Origin of the sequence: Streptococcus mitis (assembly GCF_002096895.1) — a bacterium.
In the GTDB taxonomy this organism is placed as follows: domain Bacteria; phylum Bacillota; class Bacilli; order Lactobacillales; family Streptococcaceae; genus Streptococcus; species Streptococcus mitis_AH.
In genome coordinates, this window is sequence record NZ_NCVI01000020.1 from 875498 (window position 1) to 895093 (window position 19596).

General features: G+C 38.6%; 23 protein-coding genes and 1 pseudogene. 18 read left to right on the forward strand and 6 right to left on the reverse strand.

What is annotated here, in order from left to right; translation table 11 throughout:
* Positions 1–22: 22 nt before the first annotated feature.
* Together mnmE and B7697_RS08920 are read right to left on the reverse strand one after the other, a co-directional pair.
* A complete protein-coding gene (mnmE, locus tag B7697_RS08915) occupies positions 23–1396 on the reverse strand; it encodes a tRNA uridine-5-carboxymethylaminomethyl(34) synthesis GTPase MnmE (RefSeq protein ID WP_084951466.1) in 1374 nt (457 codons plus the stop codon).
* A gap of 137 nt (positions 1397–1533) precedes the next feature.
* Positions 1534–1716 (reverse strand): 4-oxalocrotonate tautomerase, encoded by a 183-nt coding sequence (locus B7697_RS08920; RefSeq protein WP_001117401.1) that lies wholly within the window; start codon positions 1714–1716, stop codon positions 1534–1536.
* A gap of 123 nt (positions 1717–1839) precedes the next feature.
* Between B7697_RS08920 and B7697_RS08925 the strand changes: the two genes are divergently transcribed.
* From B7697_RS08925 to msr(D), 14 genes are all read left to right on the forward strand, one after another.
* A complete protein-coding gene (locus B7697_RS08925; RefSeq protein ID WP_084951532.1) occupies positions 1840–2439 on the forward strand; it encodes a thymidine kinase in 600 nt (199 codons plus the stop codon).
* Positions 2429–2908: a GNAT family N-acetyltransferase gene (locus B7697_RS08930; RefSeq protein ID WP_084951470.1), complete on the forward strand. Its 480-nt coding sequence runs from the start codon at positions 2429–2431 to the stop codon at positions 2906–2908. The genes B7697_RS08925 and B7697_RS08930 overlap by 11 nt, the downstream gene beginning before the upstream one ends.
* 9 nt (positions 2909–2917) lie before the next feature.
* Positions 2918–3997 (forward strand): peptide chain release factor 1, encoded by a 1080-nt coding sequence (prfA, locus tag B7697_RS08935; protein ID WP_001028815.1) that lies wholly within the window; start codon positions 2918–2920, stop codon positions 3995–3997.
* Entirely contained in the window at positions 3997–4833 is an 837-nt protein-coding gene (prmC, locus tag B7697_RS08940; protein WP_084951473.1) for a peptide chain release factor N(5)-glutamine methyltransferase, read from the forward strand. The genes prfA and prmC overlap by 1 nt, the downstream gene beginning before the upstream one ends.
* Entirely contained in the window at positions 4817–5419 is a 603-nt protein-coding gene (locus B7697_RS08945; RefSeq protein WP_084951475.1) for an L-threonylcarbamoyladenylate synthase, read from the forward strand. Before prmC ends, B7697_RS08945 begins: the two co-directional genes overlap by 17 nt.
* A gap of 1 nt (position 5420) precedes the next feature.
* A complete protein-coding gene (locus tag B7697_RS08950) occupies positions 5421–5852 on the forward strand; it encodes a GNAT family N-acetyltransferase (protein ID WP_000942963.1) in 432 nt (143 codons plus the stop codon).
* A gap of 59 nt (positions 5853–5911) precedes the next feature.
* The gene (gene glyA / locus B7697_RS08955) at positions 5912–7168 is read left to right on the forward strand and encodes a serine hydroxymethyltransferase (RefSeq protein ID WP_033685118.1); all 1257 of its coding nucleotides are present in this window, start codon (positions 5912–5914) and stop codon (positions 7166–7168) included.
* Between the two features lie 7 nt (positions 7169–7175).
* Positions 7176–8150 (forward strand): nucleoid-associated protein, encoded by a 975-nt coding sequence (locus B7697_RS08960; RefSeq protein ID WP_031237137.1) that lies wholly within the window; start codon positions 7176–7178, stop codon positions 8148–8150.
* Positions 8150–8764: a cell wall hydrolase Pmp23 gene (gene pmp23, locus B7697_RS08965; RefSeq protein ID WP_023947700.1), complete on the forward strand. Its 615-nt coding sequence runs from the start codon at positions 8150–8152 to the stop codon at positions 8762–8764. The genes B7697_RS08960 and pmp23 overlap by 1 nt, the downstream gene beginning before the upstream one ends.
* 73 nt (positions 8765–8837) lie before the next feature.
* On the forward strand, positions 8838–9812 hold the full coding sequence (locus B7697_RS08970; protein ID WP_001227733.1) for a DUF1002 domain-containing protein: 975 nt from the start codon (positions 8838–8840) through the stop codon (positions 9810–9812).
* Between the two features lie 73 nt (positions 9813–9885).
* A complete protein-coding gene (gene rlmD, locus B7697_RS08975; RefSeq protein WP_049502577.1) occupies positions 9886–11241 on the forward strand; it encodes a 23S rRNA (uracil(1939)-C(5))-methyltransferase RlmD in 1356 nt (451 codons plus the stop codon).
* Positions 11242–11755: 514 nt separating this feature from the next.
* The gene (locus tag B7697_RS08980; RefSeq protein ID WP_000873143.1) at positions 11756–11926 is read left to right on the forward strand and encodes a hypothetical protein; all 171 of its coding nucleotides are present in this window, start codon (positions 11756–11758) and stop codon (positions 11924–11926) included.
* A 385-nt stretch (positions 11927–12311) separates the two neighbouring features.
* Positions 12312–13529: a macrolide efflux MFS transporter Mef(A) gene (gene mef(A), locus B7697_RS08985; protein ID WP_000417519.1), complete on the forward strand. Its 1218-nt coding sequence runs from the start codon at positions 12312–12314 to the stop codon at positions 13527–13529.
* Positions 13530–13648: 119 nt separating this feature from the next.
* On the forward strand, positions 13649–15112 hold the full coding sequence (gene msr(D) / locus B7697_RS08990; protein WP_000420313.1) for an ABC-F type ribosomal protection protein Msr(D): 1464 nt from the start codon (positions 13649–13651) through the stop codon (positions 15110–15112).
* Positions 15113–15229: 117 nt separating this feature from the next.
* Here the strand turns inward: msr(D) and B7697_RS08995 are convergent, their stop codons facing one another.
* The 4 genes and pseudogenes from B7697_RS08995 to B7697_RS09010 form a co-directional block, all read right to left on the reverse strand.
* Positions 15230–15529 carry a DUF5960 family protein gene (locus B7697_RS08995; protein ID WP_001072467.1) on the reverse strand — a complete coding sequence of 100 codons (300 nt, stop codon included), beginning with the start codon at positions 15527–15529 and terminating at the stop codon, positions 15230–15232.
* Positions 15516–15884, reverse strand: coding sequence for a hypothetical protein (locus B7697_RS09000; protein WP_000567222.1), 369 nt, complete (start codon positions 15882–15884; stop codon positions 15516–15518). Before B7697_RS09000 ends, B7697_RS08995 begins: the two co-directional genes overlap by 14 nt.
* A gap of 12 nt (positions 15885–15896) precedes the next feature.
* On the reverse strand, positions 15897–16232 hold the full coding sequence (locus B7697_RS09005; protein ID WP_000806926.1) for a DinB/UmuC family translesion DNA polymerase: 336 nt from the start codon (positions 16230–16232) through the stop codon (positions 15897–15899).
* Positions 16229–16408, reverse strand: a pseudogene (locus tag B7697_RS09010) (Y-family DNA polymerase); the annotation flags it as partial. The pseudogene B7697_RS09010 and the gene B7697_RS09005, both read right to left, overlap by 4 nt.
* On the opposite strand from B7697_RS09010, the gene B7697_RS09015 reads away from it, so the two are divergent.
* From B7697_RS09015 to B7697_RS09030, 4 genes are all read left to right on the forward strand, one after another.
* Positions 16406–16837, forward strand: a complete 432-nt coding sequence (locus B7697_RS09015; RefSeq protein ID WP_001178677.1) for a recombinase zinc ribbon domain-containing protein — start codon at positions 16406–16408, stop codon at positions 16835–16837. The pseudogene B7697_RS09010 and the gene B7697_RS09015 sit on opposite strands and share 3 nt — an antisense overlap.
* A 134-nt stretch (positions 16838–16971) precedes the next feature.
* Positions 16972–17859, forward strand: a complete 888-nt coding sequence (locus B7697_RS09020; RefSeq protein ID WP_001270697.1) for a nucleotidyltransferase domain-containing protein — start codon at positions 16972–16974, stop codon at positions 17857–17859.
* Between the two features lie 5 nt (positions 17860–17864).
* The gene (locus B7697_RS09025; protein WP_001005371.1) at positions 17865–18449 is read left to right on the forward strand and encodes a Cap15 family cyclic dinucleotide receptor domain-containing protein; all 585 of its coding nucleotides are present in this window, start codon (positions 17865–17867) and stop codon (positions 18447–18449) included.
* 333 nt (positions 18450–18782) lie between these two features.
* Positions 18783–19400 (forward strand): RpiB/LacA/LacB family sugar-phosphate isomerase, encoded by a 618-nt coding sequence (locus tag B7697_RS09030; protein WP_049502575.1) that lies wholly within the window; start codon positions 18783–18785, stop codon positions 19398–19400.
* The last annotated feature ends 196 nt before the right edge of the window (positions 19401–19596 follow it).

Genomic DNA, 19596 nt, shown 5'->3' on the forward strand with positions numbered 1-19596 from the left:
CAACAACGATCATGGATTTTTCTTATTTTCCTAAACAGAATTGGCTAAAGAGTTGGGTAATGAGTTCATCAGGAGCAGCATCCCCAGTGATTTCTCCGAGGATTTCCCAAGTACGAGTCAAATCAACTTGAAGCAAATCAACAGGCATCCCCAGTTCAAGACCTTCATTAACAGCTTGTAGGCTTTCAACAGCTTTTTCAATCAGGGAAATGTGACGTGCATTTGATAGGTATGTTGCGTCTTGCTCAACCAAACCAGCATTTTCAAAGAAGAGGTTGTTAATACATTCTTCAATCTTATCAATATTTTGGTTTTTTAGGACTGAAATACGAATAACGTCTTCAGGTAGTTCCGAAGTTTCAATCGCTTCAGGAAGGTCGGTTTTATTAAGAAGAATAATACGGTTTGTATCTTGGCTAATCTCAAGAAGTTGTCGGTCTTGGGCAGTTAAGGGCTCGCTAGCGTTTAGTACTAGCAGAACCAAGTCAGCTTCCTTAAGAGCTTTTTTCGAACGCTCGACACCGATTTGCTCCACGATATCATCCGTTTCGCGGATACCAGCTGTATCAATCAATTTTAGAGGAACGCCGTTGATGTTGACGTATTCTTCGATGACATCACGTGTCGTACCAGCAATATCTGTAACGATAGCCTTGTCCTCACGCAAGAGGTTGTTGAGAAGGCTAGATTTTCCAACGTTGGGACGACCGATGATGGCTGTGGAAATTCCTTCACGAAGGATTTTACCGCGACGGGCTGTTCTAAGGAGATTGGTTAGTAATTGTTCAAACTCTATGGTCTTCTCACGGACAACTGCAGTAGTAGCTTCCTCAACATCGTCATACTCAGGATAGTCGATATTGACCTCGACTTGGGCAAGTGTATTGAGGATTTCTTGACGGGTATTATTGATAAGATCAGAAAGGGAACCATCCAATTGTTTGACTGCAATGTTCATGGCCTTGTCAGTCTTGGCACGGATGATATCCATCACTGCTTCAGCTTGTGTCAAGTCTACGCGACCGTTTAGAAAGGCACGTTTGGTAAATTCACCAGGCTCAGCCAACCGAGCTCCTTCACGGATCGCTAGTTGGAGAATCTCATTGGTCACCGCAATCCCACCGTGGGTGTTAATCTCGATAATATCTTCACGAGTGAAGGTTTTTGGAGATTTCATGGCTCCCACCATGACCTCGTCCATGACTTTACCAGTCAGAGGATCAACAATGTGACCGTAGTTGAGAGTGTGGCTAGTAACCTTGCTCAAGTCTTTTCCTTTAAAAATCTTTTGCGCAATAGCAAAACTTTCTGTTCCGCTCAGACGGACAATACCGATAGCCCCTTCGCCTAGTGGAGTAGAGATAGCAGCGATGGTATCAAATTCACGTGTAATCATAATGTTTCCTTTAATTAATAGCTCTTTTCTTGGAAATTTTTCCAAGTCTCTTTTCAAATTGTAACAAATTTGGACTATTTCTTCAATGGATGCTACTTGGAGATTGAAAAAGCCTAAGCAATTCTGCTTAAGCTAGATTATTTGGTGCGCATTTCACCTTGAGGGAAGTAAGTTCCTTCTGGCATGTCGTTGATGATGACATGGACAGCAGATTGAGGTGCTCCAGTGTTGCGAACAACAGCTTCTGTTACTTCCTTAGCAAGAGCCTTCTTTTGCTCGAGCGTGCGTCCTTCAAATAAATCGATGCGTACAAATGGCATAATAGCTTCCTCCACTAGTTTTTGATTTCTTCTATTTTACCACATTTTGCCGTTTAAAGCTTAAGAAAATTATGATATACTAGAATGTGGCAAAAATTTAGAAATGGACGTGAAGCAAGAAACATGGCACAGTTATATTATCGTTATGGGACCATGAACTCAGGTAAGACTATTGAGATTCTCAAGGTGGCCTATAACTATGAGGAGCAAGGAAAAGGTGTTGTGATTATGACTTCAGCTCTGGATACGCGTGATGGTGTTGGCTATGTGTCGAGTCGGATTGGTATGAAACGTCCTGCCATTGCGATTGAGGAGGCGACGGATATCTTTGGCTATATCCGAGACCTACCAGAAAAGCCTTACTGTGTTTTGGTCGATGAAGCCCAGTTTCTCAAGCGTCACCATGTTTACGATCTAGCTCGTGTTGTGGACGAGTTAGATATACCCGTCATGGCATTTGGTTTGAAAAATGACTTTCGCAATGAACTGTTCGAAGGTTCCAAGTATCTCTTGCTGTTAGCAGATAAGATTGATGAGATTAAGACCATTTGCCAGTATTGCAAGAAAAAGGCGACTATGGTTTTGCGTACGCAAGATGGACTGCCCGTTTATGATGGTGAGCAGATTCAGATTGGTGGCAATGAAACCTATATCTCAGTTTGCCGTAAACATTATTTTGCGCCAATGATAACCTCTAACAAGGAGCAAAACTATGACAATTGAACTAAGAGATGTTACAATGGAAAATTATTTTGATGTTTTGAATTTGGATATCAAGGAATATCAAAAACAATTCATTGCAACCAACGCAATTAGTTTAGCTGAAGCATACGTCTACACTAAAAATGGAGATTTTGTAGCTCCATTGGCAGTTTATGATAATGATGCAATTATAGGTTTTGTGATGATAGCTTATGATAAAAAGATCGGAATTAGTAGTGGAAATTATTTACTATTTCGTTTTATGATTGATAAGAATTTTCAAAATCAAGGATATTTTAAACCAATTATGGATAAAGTACTAGACTATGTTCGGACAGCGCCAGCAGGTTTAAGCAATAAACTTTGGTTGTCTTATGAACCAGAAAATGAACATGCAAGATATTGTTACCTTAGTTATGGATTTAAAGAAACTGGGGAAATATCCGAGAACGAAGTAGTAGCAATCTATGATTTAACAATTGAGAAATAAGGAGAAAAAATGAACATCTATGATCAACTACAAGCTGTAGAAGACCGTTATGAAGAATTAGGAGAGTTGCTCAGTGACCCAGATGTGGTTTCGGACACCAAGCGTTTCATGGAGCTCTCAAAAGAAGAGGCTTCAACTCGTGATACAGTAACAGCCTACCGTGAGTACAAACAAGTCCTTCAAAACATCGTTGACGCTGAAGAAATGATTAAGGAATCAGGTGGAGATGCTGACTTGGAAGAGATGGCCAAGCAAGAGCTCAAAGATGCCAAGGCTGAAAAAGAAGAATACGAAGAAAAACTGAAAATCTTGCTCCTTCCAAAGGATCCAAACGATGACAAGAATATAATCCTTGAGATCCGTGGCGCCGCTGGTGGAGACGAAGCAGCACTTTTCGCTGGAGATCTTTTAACCATGTACCAAAAGTATGCGGAAGCCCAAGGCTGGCGCTTTGAAGTCATGGAGGCTTCTATGAATGGTGTCGGTGGTTTCAAAGAAGTCGTTGCCATGGTTTCAGGTCAGTCGGTTTACTCTAAGCTTAAATACGAATCAGGTGCCCACCGTGTGCAACGTGTTCCTGTGACAGAAAGCCAAGGCCGTGTTCATACATCAACTGCCACAGTTCTTGTCATGCCTGAAGTCGAAGAAGTAGAATACGATATTGATCCAAAAGACCTTCGTGTTGATATCTATCACGCCTCTGGTGCTGGTGGACAGAACGTCAATAAGGTTGCGACTGCCGTTCGTATCGTTCACTTGCCAACCAATATCAAGGTTGAGATGCAGGAAGAACGTACCCAGCAGAAAAACCGTGAAAAAGCCATGAAAATCATCCGTGCACGTGTGGCTGACCACTTTGCTCAGATTGCTCAAGATGAGCAAGATGCTGAGCGTAAGTCAACGATTGGTACTGGGGACCGTTCAGAACGAATCCGTACTTATAACTTCCCACAAAACCGTGTCACAGACCACCGTATCGGCTTAACCCTCCAAAAACTAGATACGATTTTGTCTGGAAAATTGGACGAAGTTGTGGATGCCTTGGTGCTCTATGACCAAACACAAAAATTAGAAGAATTAAACAAATAATGAAATTAGCTCAATTATTTTCAGATTTTGAAGAAGAGTTGGTTAGACAAGGAGAGGAAGCTGAAAGCCTCTCTTTTGTCTATCGTAGCCTGAAAAATTTCTCTTTTACGGACTTTGTCTTTGCTCTGCAGCAGGAAGTGACGGAAGAGGAAGAAGTATTTGTAAAAGGAATTTTCCAACAGTTAGCAGCTCATAAACCTGCCCAGTATATTATAGGTCGGGCAGATTTTTATGAAATGCAGTTAACAGTTGATGAGCGAGTATTGATCCCTCGTCCAGAAACAGAGGAGTTGGTTGAGCTTATCCTGGCTGAAAATCCTGAGGCGAATCTTTCAGTTCTGGATATTGGAACAGGTAGTGGAGCTATTGCTCTCGCCTTAGCAAAAAATAGACCAGCTTGGTCAGTAACAGCAGCAGACATTTCCCAAGAGGCTCTAGATGTAGCTAACGAAAATGCTAAAAATCAAAGTCTTCAAATATTTTTTAAAAAATCTGACTGTTTTACAGAAATTTCTGAAAAATATGATATAATTGTTTCCAATCCACCCTATATCTCTCGTGAAGATGAGTCAGAGGTTGGCTTGAATGTCTTGCATTCGGAACCTTATCTAGCTCTCTTTGCAGACGAGGATGGCCTAGCTATTTACCGTAGAATTGCGGAAGATGCAAAAGACTATCTCAAAGATGGTGGTAAGATTTATCTTGAAATTGGATACAAGCAAGGTCAAAGTGTTCCCGAACTCTTTAGGAAACAGCTTCCTGAAAAACGAGTACGAACGCTCAAGGACCAGTTTGGTCAAGATAGGATGGTTGTAGTTGATGATGGACAGGATTAGACAAGAGTTGGAAAATAGTGGAGCTGTCGTTCTTCCTACAGAGACAGTTTACGGTCTCTTTGCCAAGGCTCTAGACGAAAAAGCAGTTGACCATGTTTACCAACTTAAACGTCGTCCAAGAGACAAGGCGCTTAACCTCAATATCGCCTCTCTCAAGGACATTTTGCACTTTTCTAAGAATCAGCCAACTTATCTACAAAAACTTGTAGAGACCTTTTTACCAGGTCCCTTGACCCTTATTCTCGAAGCTAATGACCGAGTTCCCTATTGGGTCAATTCTGGTCTTGCAACTGTTGGATTTCGGATGCCTAGTCATCCCATTACCCTTGATTTGATTCGAGAGACAGGTCCCTTGATTGGGCCGTCTGCCAATATTTCAGGTCAGGCAAGTGGAGTGACCTTTAATCAAATTCTAGAGGATTTTGACCAAGAGGTTCTGGGTTTGGAAGACGATCCTTTTCTAACTGGACAGGATTCAACTATTTTGGATTTGTCTGGAGACAAGGTGAAAATCTTACGCCAAGGGGCCATTAAGCGAGAAGATATTCTTGCTCGGTTGCCAGAGATTTCTTTTGAGGAGGAATGAGATGTTAAGAGACTTAAGAGAAACTGATGTGAAAGCAATATGTGAGATCAACCAAGATGCTTTGGGCTATTCTTTTAGTCCAGAGGAAACGGCTAGTCAATTAGCTAGACTATCTCAGGATTCCCATCATTTCTTACTTGCTTATGAGGATGAATCTACTCATGCCTTGCTTGGATATGTCCACGCTGAGGTCTATGAATCACTTTATTCTAAAGCAGGATTTAATATTTTAGCTTTAGCAGTTTCACCTCAAGCACAAGGGCAAGGTATTGGTAAAAGCTTATTACAAGGGTTGGATCAAGAAGCAAAAAGACGTGGTTATGGGTTTATCCGCTTAAACTCTGCCGATCATCGTCTGGGTGCTCATGCATTTTATGAAAAAGTTGGTTATACTTGTGATAAAGTGCAGAAACGATTTATTCGCATCTTTTAGTTTATTTTCTTGTTGCAAAACAAACTAAAGGACCAGTCACACTATAAAGGAGAAGACCTATGATTTTTGACAAAGACGATTTTAAAGCATATGATGCTGATCTCTGGAATGCTATTGCCAAAGAAGAGGAACGCCAACAAAACAACATTGAGTTGATTGCTTCGGAAAACGTAGTTTCCAAGGCAGTTATGGCAGCTCAAGGGTCTATCTTGACGAATAAATACGCTGAAGGTTACCCAGGACGCCGTTATTATGGTGGAACAGATGTAGTAGACGTGGTGGAATCTCTAGCCATTGAACGCGCAAAAGAAATTTTCGGTGCAAAATTTGCCAATGTCCAACCACACTCAGGAAGCCAAGCTAACTGTGCAGCTTACATGGCCTTGATTGAGCCTGGCGATACGGTTATGGGAATGGATTTGGCTGCAGGTGGTCACTTGACTCATGGGGCTCCTGTTAGCTTCTCAGGTCAAACCTACAACTTTGTTTCTTATAGTGTTGATCCTGAAACGGAACTCTTGGATTTTGATGCTATCTTGAAACAAGCCCAAGAAGTAAAACCAAAATTGATCGTAGCAGGTGCTTCAGCCTATTCTCAAATTATCGACTTCTCAAAATTCCGTGAAATCGCAGATGCTGTTGGGGCTAAGCTTATGGTGGATATGGCCCATATCGCTGGTTTGGTTGCAGCTGGTTTTCACCCAAGCCCAGTGCCATACGCTCATATCACTACAACAACGACCCACAAAACTCTTCGTGGCCCACGTGGTGGTTTGATTTTGACCAATGATGAAGACTTAGCTAAGAAAATTAATTCAGCTATTTTCCCAGGTATTCAGGGTGGTCCTTTGGAGCATGTTGTGGCAGCTAAGGCTGTTTCTTTCAAAGAAGTTTTGGATCCAGCCTTCAAGGAATATGCTGCCAATGTTATCAAGAACAGCAAGACTATGGCAGATGTCTTCTTGCAAGACCCTGATTTTCGTATCATTTCTGGAGGAACTGAAAACCACCTCTTCCTAGTGGATGTGACTAAAGTTGTAGAAAACGGCAAAGTTGCTCAAAACTTGCTGGATGAAGTCAATATTACCCTAAATAAAAACTCAATCCCTTACGAAAGCTTGTCACCATTCAAGACAAGTGGTATTCGTATCGGAGCAGCAGCCATTACTGCTCGTGGATTTGGTGAAGAAGAAAGTCGCAAAGTGGCTGAACTTATTATTAAAACCCTTAAGAATGCAGAAAATGAAGCTGTCTTAGAAGAAGTGAGAAGTGCGGTTAAAGAATTAACAGATGCCTTCCCATTATACGAGGACTAAAACTTTTATGGACATTTATATTAAGAAAGCTATTATTCATCAGTTCAGTCCGGATGACACCGACCTGTTCCTAGCGGATAAGTTTCTCAATATTACTCCAAAAATCGAAGAATACTTGCGTAAAAAAATTGAACGTGTGTATTCAGATGAAGCCAAGTCTGGGATTTTCGAGGAAGAAAATCCCTTCTTCAATCATATTACAGACGATTTGTTGGAGACATCAGTAACGCTGGCTAATCTCTGGAAAGAGGAGTTCAGCATTTCCGAAAATCTCAAGACCAATGACTTGATTTTTGTGCAATTTTCTAAAGAAGGTGTAGAACATTTCGCTTTCTTGAGAATTGCCCTGAGGGAGACCTTGACCCACCTTGGTGGAGAAGTTGATAATCCAATCAAGCTAACTCAGAATAACTTGCCTGGATTTGGAACGAGTGCCGACGAAGCCTTGGTGGTTAATCTTCAGAGTCGCAAGTACCACCTGATCGAGAAACGAATTAAGTACAATGGAACTTTTTTGAACTACTTTTCAGACAATCTTCTTGCTGTCGCTCCTAAGATTTCTCCTAAGAAATCTATCAAAGAACTGGAAAAGACAGCCCAGAGAATTGCCGAATCTTTTAATACAGATGATTTTCAATTTCAATCTAAAGTAAAATCAGCGATTTTCAACAACTTAGAAGAAAGCAATGAACTGTCGCCAGAGAAATTGGCCAACGACCTTTTTGACAATAATCTGACGGCTCGTTTGAGCTTTATTGATCAAGTCAAGGAAGCCGTACCAGAGCCTGTTCAATTTGATGAAATTGATGCCAGTCGTCAGCTTAAAAAATTTGAAAACCAAAAACTTTCCTTGTCAAATGGAATTGAGCTTATCGTTCCCAATAACGTCTATCAAGACGCCGAGTCTGTTGAGTTTATCCAAAACGACAATGGAACCTACTCTATCTTAATCAAAAATATCGAGGATATCCAAAGTAAATAATGTTTAAACGAATTCGAAGAGTGCTTGTACTAGCAGTCTTCCTTTTTGCTGGATATAAAGCTTACCGCGTTCACCAAGATGTCAAGCAAGTCATGACCTATCAACCCATGGTGCGAGAAATCTTGAGTGAAAGAGACACCCCAGCAAACGAAGAGCTTGTGCTCGCTATGATTTATACCGAAACAAAAGGAAAAGAAGGCGATGTTATGCAGTCTAGTGAGTCTGCTAGTGGCGCTACCAATACCATCAATGATAATGCCTCTAGCATTCGGCAAGGCGTTCAAACTCTGACAGACAATCTCTATCTGGCCCAGAAGAAGGGGGTAGATGTCTGGACGGCTGTTCAAGCCTACAATTTTGGACCTGCCTATATAGATTTTATCGCCCAAAATGGCAAGGAAAACACCTTAGCTCTGGCCAAACAGTACTCTCGTGATACTGTTGCTCCCTTGCTTGGTAATACCACTGGAAAGACTTATAGTTATATTCACCCCATTTCCGTTTTTCACGGTGCCGAACTCTATGTAAATGGAGGAAACTATTATTATTCTAGACAGGTGCAACTTAACCTTTACATTATCAAATGTTTCACTCTCTTTTCGACATCTGGTTAGTCCAGATGTTTTTGTTATAAGTTTTCTTTAAGATAGATATATTACTCTAGAAAGGTAAAGGAGGAAATTCCCTATGAGAAAGAAACTCTTTCTGTCCAGTGTTGCGGTCTTGTGGGCAGTAACAGCTATGAATAGTGTCCATGCAGCAACAGATGTTCAAAAAGTTATCGATGAAACCTACGTCCAACCTGAATATGTCCTAGGTTCATCATTGTCTGAAGACCAAAAAAATCAAACCCTTAAAAAACTAGGCTACAATGCCTCAACAGACACCAAAGAACTCAAGACCATGACACCTGATGTCTATTCTAAGATTATGAATGTGGCCAATGACCCTAGCTTACAATTGTATTCATCAGCCAAGATTCAAAAGCTAGGGGACAAATCGCCACTTGAGGTCAAGATTGAAACACCTGAAAACATCACTAAGGTAACTCAGGATATGTACCGAAATGCAGCCGTAACTTTGGGTGTGGAACACGCCAAAATCACTGTAGCAGCCCCCATTCCAGTTACAGGAGAAAGTGCTTTAGCAGGGATTTATTATTCGCTAGAGGCTAATGGAGCCAAGGTACCGCAAGCCAATAAAGATTTGGCTCAAGAAGAGTTGAAGGCTTTGTCAGATATCAATGCTGAAAACAAGGACAAAACTGGCTATGATGCTAATAAATTAAACGTTGCCCTAGCCGATATCAAGTCAGGACTCGCCAAAGCTAAAGAAAGCAAGGGAAATCTGACAGAGGAAGATGTTCGTAAAATTGTTGAAGATACCTTAAAAAATTACAAACTTGATCAGGTTATAACAGGAAACCAGATCAATATCATCATCAACTTTGCTTTGAATCTCTCAAAGAGTGATATCCTCAGTAATACAGACTTCACTAAAACCTTGAATGACCTTAAACAAAGTATTGTTTCACAAGCTGGCGACAGTTTTAAAAATATCAACCTTAACTTTGATGCGGATAAGGCGCTAGAGGATGGCGGGAACTTCTTAAGCTCCCTCTGGCAAGCCATTGTCAACTTCTTCAAGAGTTTTGGTTCTTAAGAAATTTCATGGTATAATAGATGGTAACCGTAACGTTGCCGTCTTTTTTGTCGGCCAATAGAAAGAGAAGAGAATGTTAAAGAAAAATGATATTGTAGAAGTTGAAATTGTGGACTTGACCCATGAGGGTGCAGGAGTTGCCAAGGTGGATGGTTTGGTATTTTTTGTTGAGAATGCTTTACCGAGTGAAAAAATCCTCATGCGTGTCCTCAAGGTTAATAAAAATATTGGTTTTGGGAAGGTTGAAGAATACCTTGTCCAGTCGCCACACCGTAATCAAGATCTAGATTTGGCTTACCTGCGTTCAGGAATCGCGGATTTAGGTCATCTTGCCTATCCAGAACAGCTTAAGTTTAAAACCAAGCAAGTTAAGGACAGTCTCTACAAGATTGCAGGAATTGCTGATGTAGAGGTTGCTGAAACGCTTGGTATGGAAAATCCAATCAAGTATCGCAATAAGGCGCAGGTGCCAGTTCGTCGAGTGAATGGTGTCTTGGAAACAGGATTTTTCCGTAAGAATTCCCATGACCTCATGCCTCTAGAAGATTTCTTTATCCAGGATCCTGTGATTGATGAGGTAGTAGTAGGACTACGTGACTTGCTCCGTCGTTATGACCTGAAACCTTATGATGAAAAGGAACAATCTGGCTTGATTCGAAATCTTGTGGTGCGTCGTGGACACTATTCTGGACAAATAATGGTAATTTTGGTAACAACTCGTCCCAAAGTTTTTCGTGTTGACCAATTGATTGAACAACTGATTAAGCAGTTCCCAGAGATTGTCTCTGTTATGCAAAGTATCAATGACCAGAACACTAATGCTATTTTTGGTAAGGAATGGCGTACGCTTTATGGACAAGACTTTATCACTGACCAGATGTTGGGAAATGACTACCAAATCGCTGGACCCGCTTTTTACCAAGTCAATACTGAAATGGCTGAAAAACTTTATCAAACAGCCATTAACTTTGCTGAATTAAAAGAAGATGACGTGGTTATTGATGCCTATTCTGGTATTGGGACGATTGGTCTTTCTGTTGCGAAACATGTCAAAGAGGTTTATGGTGTTGAAGTGATTTCAGAAGCGGTTGAGAATAGCAAAAAGAATGCTCAGCTGAACAATATTTCAAATGCCAACTATGTCTGTGATACAGCTGAAAATGCCATGAAGAATTGGCTTAAAGATGGAATTCAGCCAACCGTTATCTTGGTTGATCCTCCACGCAAGGGCTTAACCGAAAGCTTTATCAAGGCAAGTAGTCAAACAGGAGCAGACCGCATCGCCTATATCTCCTGTAATGTTGCGACCATGGCGCGTGATATCAAACTCTACCAAGAATTGGGATATGAGTTGAAGAAAGTCCAGCCGGTTGACTTATTTCCGCAAACGCATCATGTTGAGGCGGTAAGTTTGCTAGTCAAGGAGTAAAACGACGAAGATTAGCATTTACTTCCGCCCATGCGATAGCTGTCCGTGATTGACAAGTGCTAGCACGCAGACAGAACGGAGATAGCGAACCGCTGAGTGTGTCGCTCTGCTCGTAAAAGCTTAGAAACCTTTGAACGAAAGGGATAATGAAAGCCTTGATTGCAAGGCTTTTTGCTTTATGGTGGGTAAGTATCAGAGTGAGAAAATTTTTGGAATGAGTAGAAGTGATAGCTAGAAATTATCAGTTTCTATTTCCATTTACCCTGTGGGTACGTGTTTGTTTCCATTGACAAGGAGTTTGTGGGAATAGAAATGTACCCACCTTGTTTGAATCAAGTGAAGTGTAGTTGAAGGAAATCTGTTGAAAGCAATACTTCATTTTACCGAATAAGTAATAATTTAGGCAACTTCAAATCGATTAAAAAAAACTATTTTAAAGGTTAAGAGTAGACAAAAATTGTCCACTCTTTTTTGCAAACTCAATTTATCAATAAATGAAATGAGGGAATGTAAAATGAAATATTTTGAGGTTGAGTTAGAAAATCCTGATGAATTTTTAAAACTACAAACAGAAGATTTTGTGAAAGCTAATCGCTTGCTACTAAGGAAGATAATCCAGAGCGTTACAGTCTATGAAGAAAACTTCGTCATATCCTTTAAATCTGGCATCGAATTGGAAGTATGAGTCTCATTCCATAACTTTTATATTGAACATATCATCTTGTTGTGTTATACTATAAATTGATATAAACAAAGATGTAGGAGGAACCGAAACTATGACAGCCTCAATGCGTTTAAGATAAGCTGGCAATAAAAAAAGCAGAATCTATACCCGATGATAGGCTTTTTTGTTGTGCTTATTTATACGATATTGAGCATTCATTAGTTACGGTGAGGATATTGGTTATTTAACTATACCTTTATTTAACTATGTCTTTAATATGAATGTTTCCAAATTGTATGTATGCAGACCAAAAGCCACATTGTGGGGTTTGGCCTGCATTTTTTATTGCCTAGAATGCTATTCAAAATAGAAATTCAAGCAAAATAATATGCAGGAGATAATATAAATGGAAAAATACAACAATTGGAAACGAAAATTTTATGCAATATGGGCAGGGCAAGCAGTATCATTAATCACTAGTGCCATCCTGCAAATGGCGATTATTTTTTACCTTACAGAAAAAACAGGATCTGCGATGGTCTTGTCTATGGCTTCATTAGTAGGTTTTTTACCCTATGCGATTTTGGGACCTGCCATTGGTGTGCTAGTGGATCGTCATGATAGGAAGAAGATAATGATTGGTGCCGATTTAATTATCGCAGCAGCTGGTGCAGTGCTTGCTATTGTTGCATTCTGTATGGAGCTACCTGTCTGGATGATTATGATAGTATTGTTTATCCGTAGCATTGGAACAGCTTTTCATACCCCAGCACTCAATGCGGTTACACCACTTTTAGTACCAGAAGAACAGCTAACGAAATGCGCAGGCTATAGTCAGTCTTTGCAGTCTATAAGCTATATTGTTAGTCCGGCAGTTGCAGCACTCTTATACTCCGTTTGGGATTTAAATGCTATTATTGCCATCGACGTATTGGGTGCTGTGATTGCATCTATTACGGTAGCAATTGTACGTATACCTAAGCTGGGTAATCAAGTGCAAAGTTTAGAACCAAATTTCATAAGGGAGATGAAAGAAGGAGTTGTGGTTCTGAGACAAAACAAAGGATTGTTTGCCTTATTACTCTTAGGAACACTATATACTTTTGTTTATATGCCAATCAATGCACTATTTCCTTTAATAAGCATGGAACACTTTAATGGAACGCCTGTGCATATTTCTATTACGGAAATTTCCTTTGCATTTGGGATGCTAGCAGGAGGCTTATTATTAGGAAGATTAGGGGGCTTCGAAAAGCATGTATTACTAATAACAAGTTCATTTTTTATAATGGGGACCAGTTTAGCCGTTTCGGGAATACTTCCTCCAAATGGATTTGTAATATTCGTAGTTTGCTGTGCAATAATGGGGCTTTCGGTGCCATTTTATAGCGGTGTGCAAACAGCTCTTTTTCAGGAGAAAATTAAGCCTGAATATTTAGGACGTGTATTTTCTTTGATCGGAAGTATCATGTCACTTGCTATGCCAATTGGGTTAATTCTTTCTGGATTCTTTGCTGATAAAATCGGTGTAAATCATTGGTTTTTACTATCAGGTATTTTAATTATTGGCATTGCTATAGTTTGCCAAATGATAACTGAGGTTAGAAAATTAGATTTAAAATAAACAATATTGGAGGAATATTTATGTATCTTATTTTCATGTAACTCTTCCTGCTAAAATCGCAGGGTTTTCCCTGCATACAAGCAAATGAAAGCATGCGATTATAGACAGGAGGAAATGTTATGGAATTAATATTAAAAGCAAAAGACATTCGTGTGGAATTCAAAGGACGCGATGTTTTAGATATAAATGAATTAGAAGTATATGATTATGACCGTATTGGTTTAGTAGGAGCAAATGGTGCTGGAAAAAGCACTTTACTCAGGGTACTTTTAGGAGAATTAACTCCCCCAGGATGTAAAATGAATCGTCTGGGTGAACTTGCCTATATTCCCCAGTTGGACGAAGTAACTCTGCAGGAGGAAAAAGATTTTGCACTTGTAGGCAAGCTAGGTGTTGAGCAATTAAATATACAGACTATGAGCGGTGGTGAAGAAACAAGGCTTAAAATAGCACAGGCCTTATCGGCACAGGTTCATGGTATTTTAGCGGATGAACCTACGAGCCATTTAGACCGTGAAGGAATTGATTTTCTAATAGGACAGCTAAAATATTTTACAGGTGCACTGTTAGTTATTAGCCATGACCGCTATTTTCTTGATGAAATAGTAGATAAAATATGGGAACTGAAAGATGGCAAAATCACTGAGTATTGGGGAAACTATTCTGATTATCTTCGTCAGAAAGAGGAAGAACGTAAGAGCCAAGCTGCAGAATACGAACAATTTATTGCGGAACGTGCCCGATTGGAAAGGGCTGCGGAGGAAAAGCGAAAACAGGCTCGTAAAATAGAACAGAAGGCAAAAGGTTCTTCAAAGAAAAAAAGTACTGAAGACGGAGGGCGTTTAGCTCATCAAAAATCAATAGGAAGTAAGGAAAAAAAGATGTATAATGCTGCTAAAACCCTAGAGCACAGGATTGCGGCCTTAGGAAAAGTAGAAGCTCCGGAAGGCATTCGCAGAATTCGTTTCAGGCAAAGTAAAGCATTGGAGCTCCATAATCCATACCCTATAGTCGGTGCAGAAATTAATAAAGTATTTGGGGATAAGGCTCTGTTTGAAAATGCATCTTTTCAAATTCCGTTAGGAGCAAAAGTGGCGTTAACTGGTGGTAATGGAATCGGAAAAACAACTTTAATCCAAATGATCTTAAACCATGAAGAAGGAATTTCTATTTCGCCTAAGGCAAAAATAGGTTACTTTGCACAGAATGGTTACAAGTACAACAGTAATCAGAATGTTATGGAGTTTATGCAGAAGGATTGTGACTACAATATATCAGAAATTCGTTCAGTGCTAGCATCTATGGGGTTCAAACAGAACGATATTGGAAAAAGTTTATCTGTTTTAAGCGGTGGAGAAATTATAAAATTGTTGCTTGCTAAAATGCTCATGGGTAGATATAACATCCTAATAATGGATGAACCCAGTAACTTCCTTGACATACCAAGTTTAGAGGCTTTGGAAATACTAATGAAGGAGTACACCGGAACTATCGTGTTTATCACCCACGATAAACGATTACTCGAAAATGTAGCAGATGTAGTTTATGAAATTAGAGATAAGAAAATAAATCTGAAACATTAAATTTAAGGTAGTCGCTGGTCAGTATAGTCTGTTCTGGTTGGCGACTCCATTGTTAAAGAGTATAAAGACTTTAGATTTTATGAATATTAAAAATAGGAACAGTCAATTGAACTGCTCCTATTTTTCTGCTAAATATATTGTAGTTTTCTTATATGTATAATGATAGATTAGCGGATTCTCATCTACGGTACTTACTTCAAATATGAAGAAGTGATCGCGGTTATCTCTGGACTTTTCCTTATTGAGGACAAAGTAATTCTTACGTGAAGTCGCCATTGTTTTTAGGATATCATCAGTTAGGAAGGTCAATGGAATATTCATGTTAGAGTAGCGGTAGAAGTCACGTTCAAAATCTTGGTAGCTCTCGCTATAATAGTCCATTTGTAGGTGATTACGCTGAAACTCAAGCTGATTCATAGAGCACCTCCTCGACAAGTTCAATACTAATAATGTCTTTTAATTTCAAATTGATGTGACCTGTTGTAGTTTTTATCAAAATGAAATCTTTGGTCAGACTTGGTATTGTTCCAGTGTAGGAAACACGCTTGTTTTTTTCAATCACTTGAATGCGTGTGCGTAGCTGCCCGGCGTATACTTGACTGAGGAGTAATAATTTCTTCTCTAGTGATAAGTCAGACATGTACGTTACTTTGTTTGTATCATCAGAGAGTGCTGATGCATGTTCAGATAGGAAAAAGCCCATCCATTTTTGCATCTTTGTATCCTGGTACTCTCTTGCTGATTGAAATGGTAAATATGAACGGTCAATCATATCAAATCCTTTCTATGCAGAGGCAAGGGTATTTTTATCAAATTGAATCGTAAAACCTTGAATTCCCCCACCTGTGTAACATTCTTTAAAGCGATTGATTACCTCAGTATAGATTATCACAGATGAGCTTGTTGGCTTAATGCTAAATGTAAATTCCAATGGTAATCGGTTTTCAGATTTAGCATGTACTAGTCGTATCGATATTTCAGTTGTTTTGAGTTTTCTCTGACGAAGTTTTGAAGTTGCTGTTTCAACGATTCCATGTAAAAATCTTTCAAGCATTTCAATATCATTACATCCTTTGCTACGGATTTCTGAAAATTGTACTGTATTTTTTTCTTGTTTCATTTTAATCCCTCCAATCCACCCGCGGAATGACCACCGATAAGTTTACTGCGTTCAATATTTCTGGAACCTTCAGTTAGGACGGTTCCTTTTTGTATGGCTAAAAAACCAAACTGTTCTCTGACAACATCAATAGCTGTCTGAAGTCTATTTTCTTTTTCAATTTCTTCTACATCATGCAAAATGAGGACAACCCTTTTACTACCAAGGTGTTCTGTGCAGAATGCGGTTCAGCTTTTGGACGTAAGAACTGGACGACCAGTCGTGGCAAACGTAAAGTTTGGCAGTGTAACAACCGTTATAAGGTAAAGGGACAGATTGGTTGTCAGAATAACCATATCGATGAGGGAACACTAGAGAAAGCTGTAATGATGGCAGTTAAACTACTGAGTGAGAATATGGATTTGTTGCATGGAAAGTGGAATAAGATCTTGGAAGAAAACCAGTTATTAGAAAAGCATTACAGTGTGTTACTGGCTGAATTGATAAATAAGGAGTGTTGGGAATATGATTCCTTTGAGATGTGTCAGGTACTAGATAGTATTTTGATTTCGGAGGATGGACAGATAACCGTTAGATTTTTGGAAGGAACAGAAGTTGATTTATAAGGCTGTAGGCATAGTATAGTTCACTATGTTTGCAGCCTTTTTTCTTGTTTAGTGGTATAATTATATGTAGGATTTTTTTAATATCGGTTACTTTTTATGAATTAACCAAAAAACTAAAATGGAGTTGTTTTATAATGAGATATTCTGAAGAAGCATTACAATCATGGATTAAGCCGTTATCTGCCACTGAAGAAACACGGGTTGAAAATACTATTGGAATGATTAAAGATGCAATAGAAAGGAGTGGGCTCTCTTCAAAGTATGAATATGAAATTTTTGCCCAAGGTTCTTATGCAAATAATACGAATGTAAAGAAAAATAGCGACATTGATATCTGTATCATGGTGAAATCTTTATTTTATTGTGAGTATGTAGATGGGTTATCGGACCTAGACTATAATTACTCTAGTAGCAGCACCAATGCTAATGTATTTAAAAACGAAGTGATTAAAGCGTTAATTTCAAAATTTGGTGCAGAATCAGTTTCTATTGGCAATAAGTGTATCAATATTAATTCTAACTCATATCACGTAAATGCAGATGTAGTCCCATGTTTTCAATATCGAAATTATAGATATATTGGTAGCAGGTCATCTGAAAAATTTGTTGAAGGCATCAAATTTTTTACCTCAAACGGAAATTATGAAGTAATTAATTATCCTAAAGTTCATATACAAAATGGTATCTCTAAGAATAAATCTACTCACTATAAATATAAATATTTAGTTAGGATTATGAAGCATATTAAGAACGAGATGCAGGAGCTAGGATTGACAAACGAACGCATTTCTTCATATTTGATAGAATGTTTGGTCTGGAATATACCTGAACAGATGTTTTTCAATAGTAATAGCTACACAGGGTTGTTACAGCAAGCGTTATATTACATAGTGTCTCAAGTGAATTTAAATTGGGTTGAAGTAAGTGGAATGTATTACCTTTTTCGTTCAGAGCAGAAATGGAATTTACAGGATACAAAAACTTTTTTAGTTAGAATGATTGAATTTTTGGATTATAAATAAAACTTATGAATGAACAGCAGAAAAAATTTTTGAATATTACAATATGGGTTTTTGCAATTTGCTTGTTATTAAGATTGTTAATAAGTGGCCAAGAGATTGCAGTGAATCTTAAATCTGATATTTTGGCATTGGTATATTCAGCCATTGGGTATATTGGTGAAGCTATATCAGTTACAGCAATTATTATGGCTATTTTTGAAAAAACAGCATGGCGGTGGCCATTACTATCTAAGATTCATAATGTTCCAATTTTATTTGCGAATTATGTAGGTAGTTTCAAGACGGACTATGATCAGAATGAAAGAAATTGTGAACTTACTATTGAACAGTCATTTACGACTATTAAAGTTAAGTTTAAAACGGGTGAAAGTTCGAGCCATAGCATTACAGCATCAATTATCAATGATAATGGAACACAAAAATTAATTTATACATATTTAAATAGCCCAAGGGCTGAATTGCAAAGTCCTATACATTATGGGACGGTAATTCTTGATATTGATAATCCAAATCAACTAGAAGGAAATTATTATACTAATCGAGGAACCAAAGGTTCAATGAGTTTTGAGATAAACAACCCTTCTCGCTAGTTGGATTTGTAAAGATTTAAATAAAGAAAGAAGAACTAACTATCGGAAACTTGGCATAGATGTAACAATACTGTATATTAACGAAGCCGTAAATACTCGCATTAGTTACGTTTAATAGTTTAATACGGATATTCAGCAGCTTTGATTTCGTTTCACAGTATAGGTAGTAACCGTCAAGACATGTGGAGGCGGTAGTTTTGATGTCAAAAGTTGCAACCAGTGAATAAATGAAGTGTAGAAAATAAAGGCTTGTTCAATTCAATATATAATGAATTACCGGCACCCAAACCAAAGAAAAAGAAATAATTAAATTAGAAGTTGAAGGGGGGAAGAATGAGAATCGGAGTTATTCAAGCAAGTTCGCAAGCGACCAAAAATCAAATAATCTATGATGCTGTATTAAAGTATGCTCCAAAGAAATCTGAGGTTATAAATTTTGGCTGTACGATGGAAGAAAATGAAAAATACTCGTATATAGAAATTTCTATTCTTATAGGTATCTTGTTGGCAAGTAGGACAGTTGATTTCGTTGTTACGGGCTGTTCTTCCGGACAAGGAATGATGCTTGCTTGTAATAGTATGCCTGATGTCATTTGCGGATATGCACCTACACCGAATGATGCCTATTTATTTGCTCAGATTAATAATGGAAATGCGATATCATTACCATTAGGTGAAAATTATACATGGTCAGGTACTGAAAATCTTGAAAGAACAATAGAAGCTCTTTTCTCGAAGCCATTTGGACAAGGATACCCCAAAAGTGAGGCAGAGAGAAAGGTAAGAGATGCTGAGAAACTTAAAGAAATAAGAAGAATCGGGCAGGTTCAGTTTGAAGAATTCGCAAATGTACTAGATATATCATTGTTTGAATCAATCAAGAGGAAACAGAATGTAATTCAGAATGTAAAGGCGTATGGGAAGAAAGAAATAGCTGATTTAATGAAATGAGTAAATCACAGTTTGTCGGGGTAATACCTTTTAACGATAACCTTATGCTATCGTCAAAAGGTTTATAGACATGTTCCCACATACATGTTCACTTGGCATACATAGTGTTCACTCGTTTTATGTCGAGTGTGTGGTACTGCTTTTAAGAGCTGATTGAACAAGGAAAATTAGCTAGTGAAAGTCCTACAGTAAGGAG

Excerpts from the sequence above, each read along its gene's own strand:
- mnmE (WP_084951466.1), bottom strand. The coding sequence starts at position 1,396 with ATGATTACACGTGAATTTGATACCATCGCTGCTATCTCTACTCCACTA.
- B7697_RS08920 (WP_001117401.1), bottom strand. The coding sequence starts at position 1,716 with ATGCCATTTGTACGCATCGATTTATTTGAAGGACGCACGCTCGAGCAA.
- B7697_RS08925 (WP_084951532.1), top strand. The coding sequence starts at position 1,840 with ATGGCACAGTTATATTATCGTTATGGGACCATGAACTCAGGTAAGACT.
- B7697_RS08930 (WP_084951470.1), top strand. The coding sequence starts at position 2,429 with ATGACAATTGAACTAAGAGATGTTACAATGGAAAATTATTTTGATGTT.
- prfA (WP_001028815.1), top strand. The coding sequence starts at position 2,918 with ATGAACATCTATGATCAACTACAAGCTGTAGAAGACCGTTATGAAGAA.
- prmC (WP_084951473.1), top strand. The coding sequence starts at position 3,997 with ATGAAATTAGCTCAATTATTTTCAGATTTTGAAGAAGAGTTGGTTAGA.
- B7697_RS08945 (WP_084951475.1), top strand. The coding sequence starts at position 4,817 with ATGATGGACAGGATTAGACAAGAGTTGGAAAATAGTGGAGCTGTCGTT.
- B7697_RS08950 (WP_000942963.1), top strand. The coding sequence starts at position 5,421 with ATGTTAAGAGACTTAAGAGAAACTGATGTGAAAGCAATATGTGAGATC.
- glyA (WP_033685118.1), top strand. The coding sequence starts at position 5,912 with ATGATTTTTGACAAAGACGATTTTAAAGCATATGATGCTGATCTCTGG.
- B7697_RS08960 (WP_031237137.1), top strand. The coding sequence starts at position 7,176 with ATGGACATTTATATTAAGAAAGCTATTATTCATCAGTTCAGTCCGGAT.
- pmp23 (WP_023947700.1), top strand. The coding sequence starts at position 8,150 with ATGTTTAAACGAATTCGAAGAGTGCTTGTACTAGCAGTCTTCCTTTTT.
- B7697_RS08970 (WP_001227733.1), top strand. The coding sequence starts at position 8,838 with ATGAGAAAGAAACTCTTTCTGTCCAGTGTTGCGGTCTTGTGGGCAGTA.
- rlmD (WP_049502577.1), top strand. The coding sequence starts at position 9,886 with ATGTTAAAGAAAAATGATATTGTAGAAGTTGAAATTGTGGACTTGACC.
- B7697_RS08980 (WP_000873143.1), top strand. The coding sequence starts at position 11,756 with ATGAAATATTTTGAGGTTGAGTTAGAAAATCCTGATGAATTTTTAAAA.
- B7697_RS08995 (WP_001072467.1), bottom strand. The coding sequence starts at position 15,529 with ATGAATCAGCTTGAGTTTCAGCGTAATCACCTACAAATGGACTATTAT.
- B7697_RS09000 (WP_000567222.1), bottom strand. The coding sequence starts at position 15,884 with ATGATTGACCGTTCATATTTACCATTTCAATCAGCAAGAGAGTACCAG.
- B7697_RS09005 (WP_000806926.1), bottom strand. The coding sequence starts at position 16,232 with ATGAAACAAGAAAAAAATACAGTACAATTTTCAGAAATCCGTAGCAAA.
- B7697_RS09015 (WP_001178677.1), top strand. The coding sequence starts at position 16,406 with ATGCAAAATGAGGACAACCCTTTTACTACCAAGGTGTTCTGTGCAGAA.
- B7697_RS09020 (WP_001270697.1), top strand. The coding sequence starts at position 16,972 with ATGAGATATTCTGAAGAAGCATTACAATCATGGATTAAGCCGTTATCT.
- B7697_RS09025 (WP_001005371.1), top strand. The coding sequence starts at position 17,865 with ATGAATGAACAGCAGAAAAAATTTTTGAATATTACAATATGGGTTTTT.
- B7697_RS09030 (WP_049502575.1), top strand. The coding sequence starts at position 18,783 with ATGAGAATCGGAGTTATTCAAGCAAGTTCGCAAGCGACCAAAAATCAA.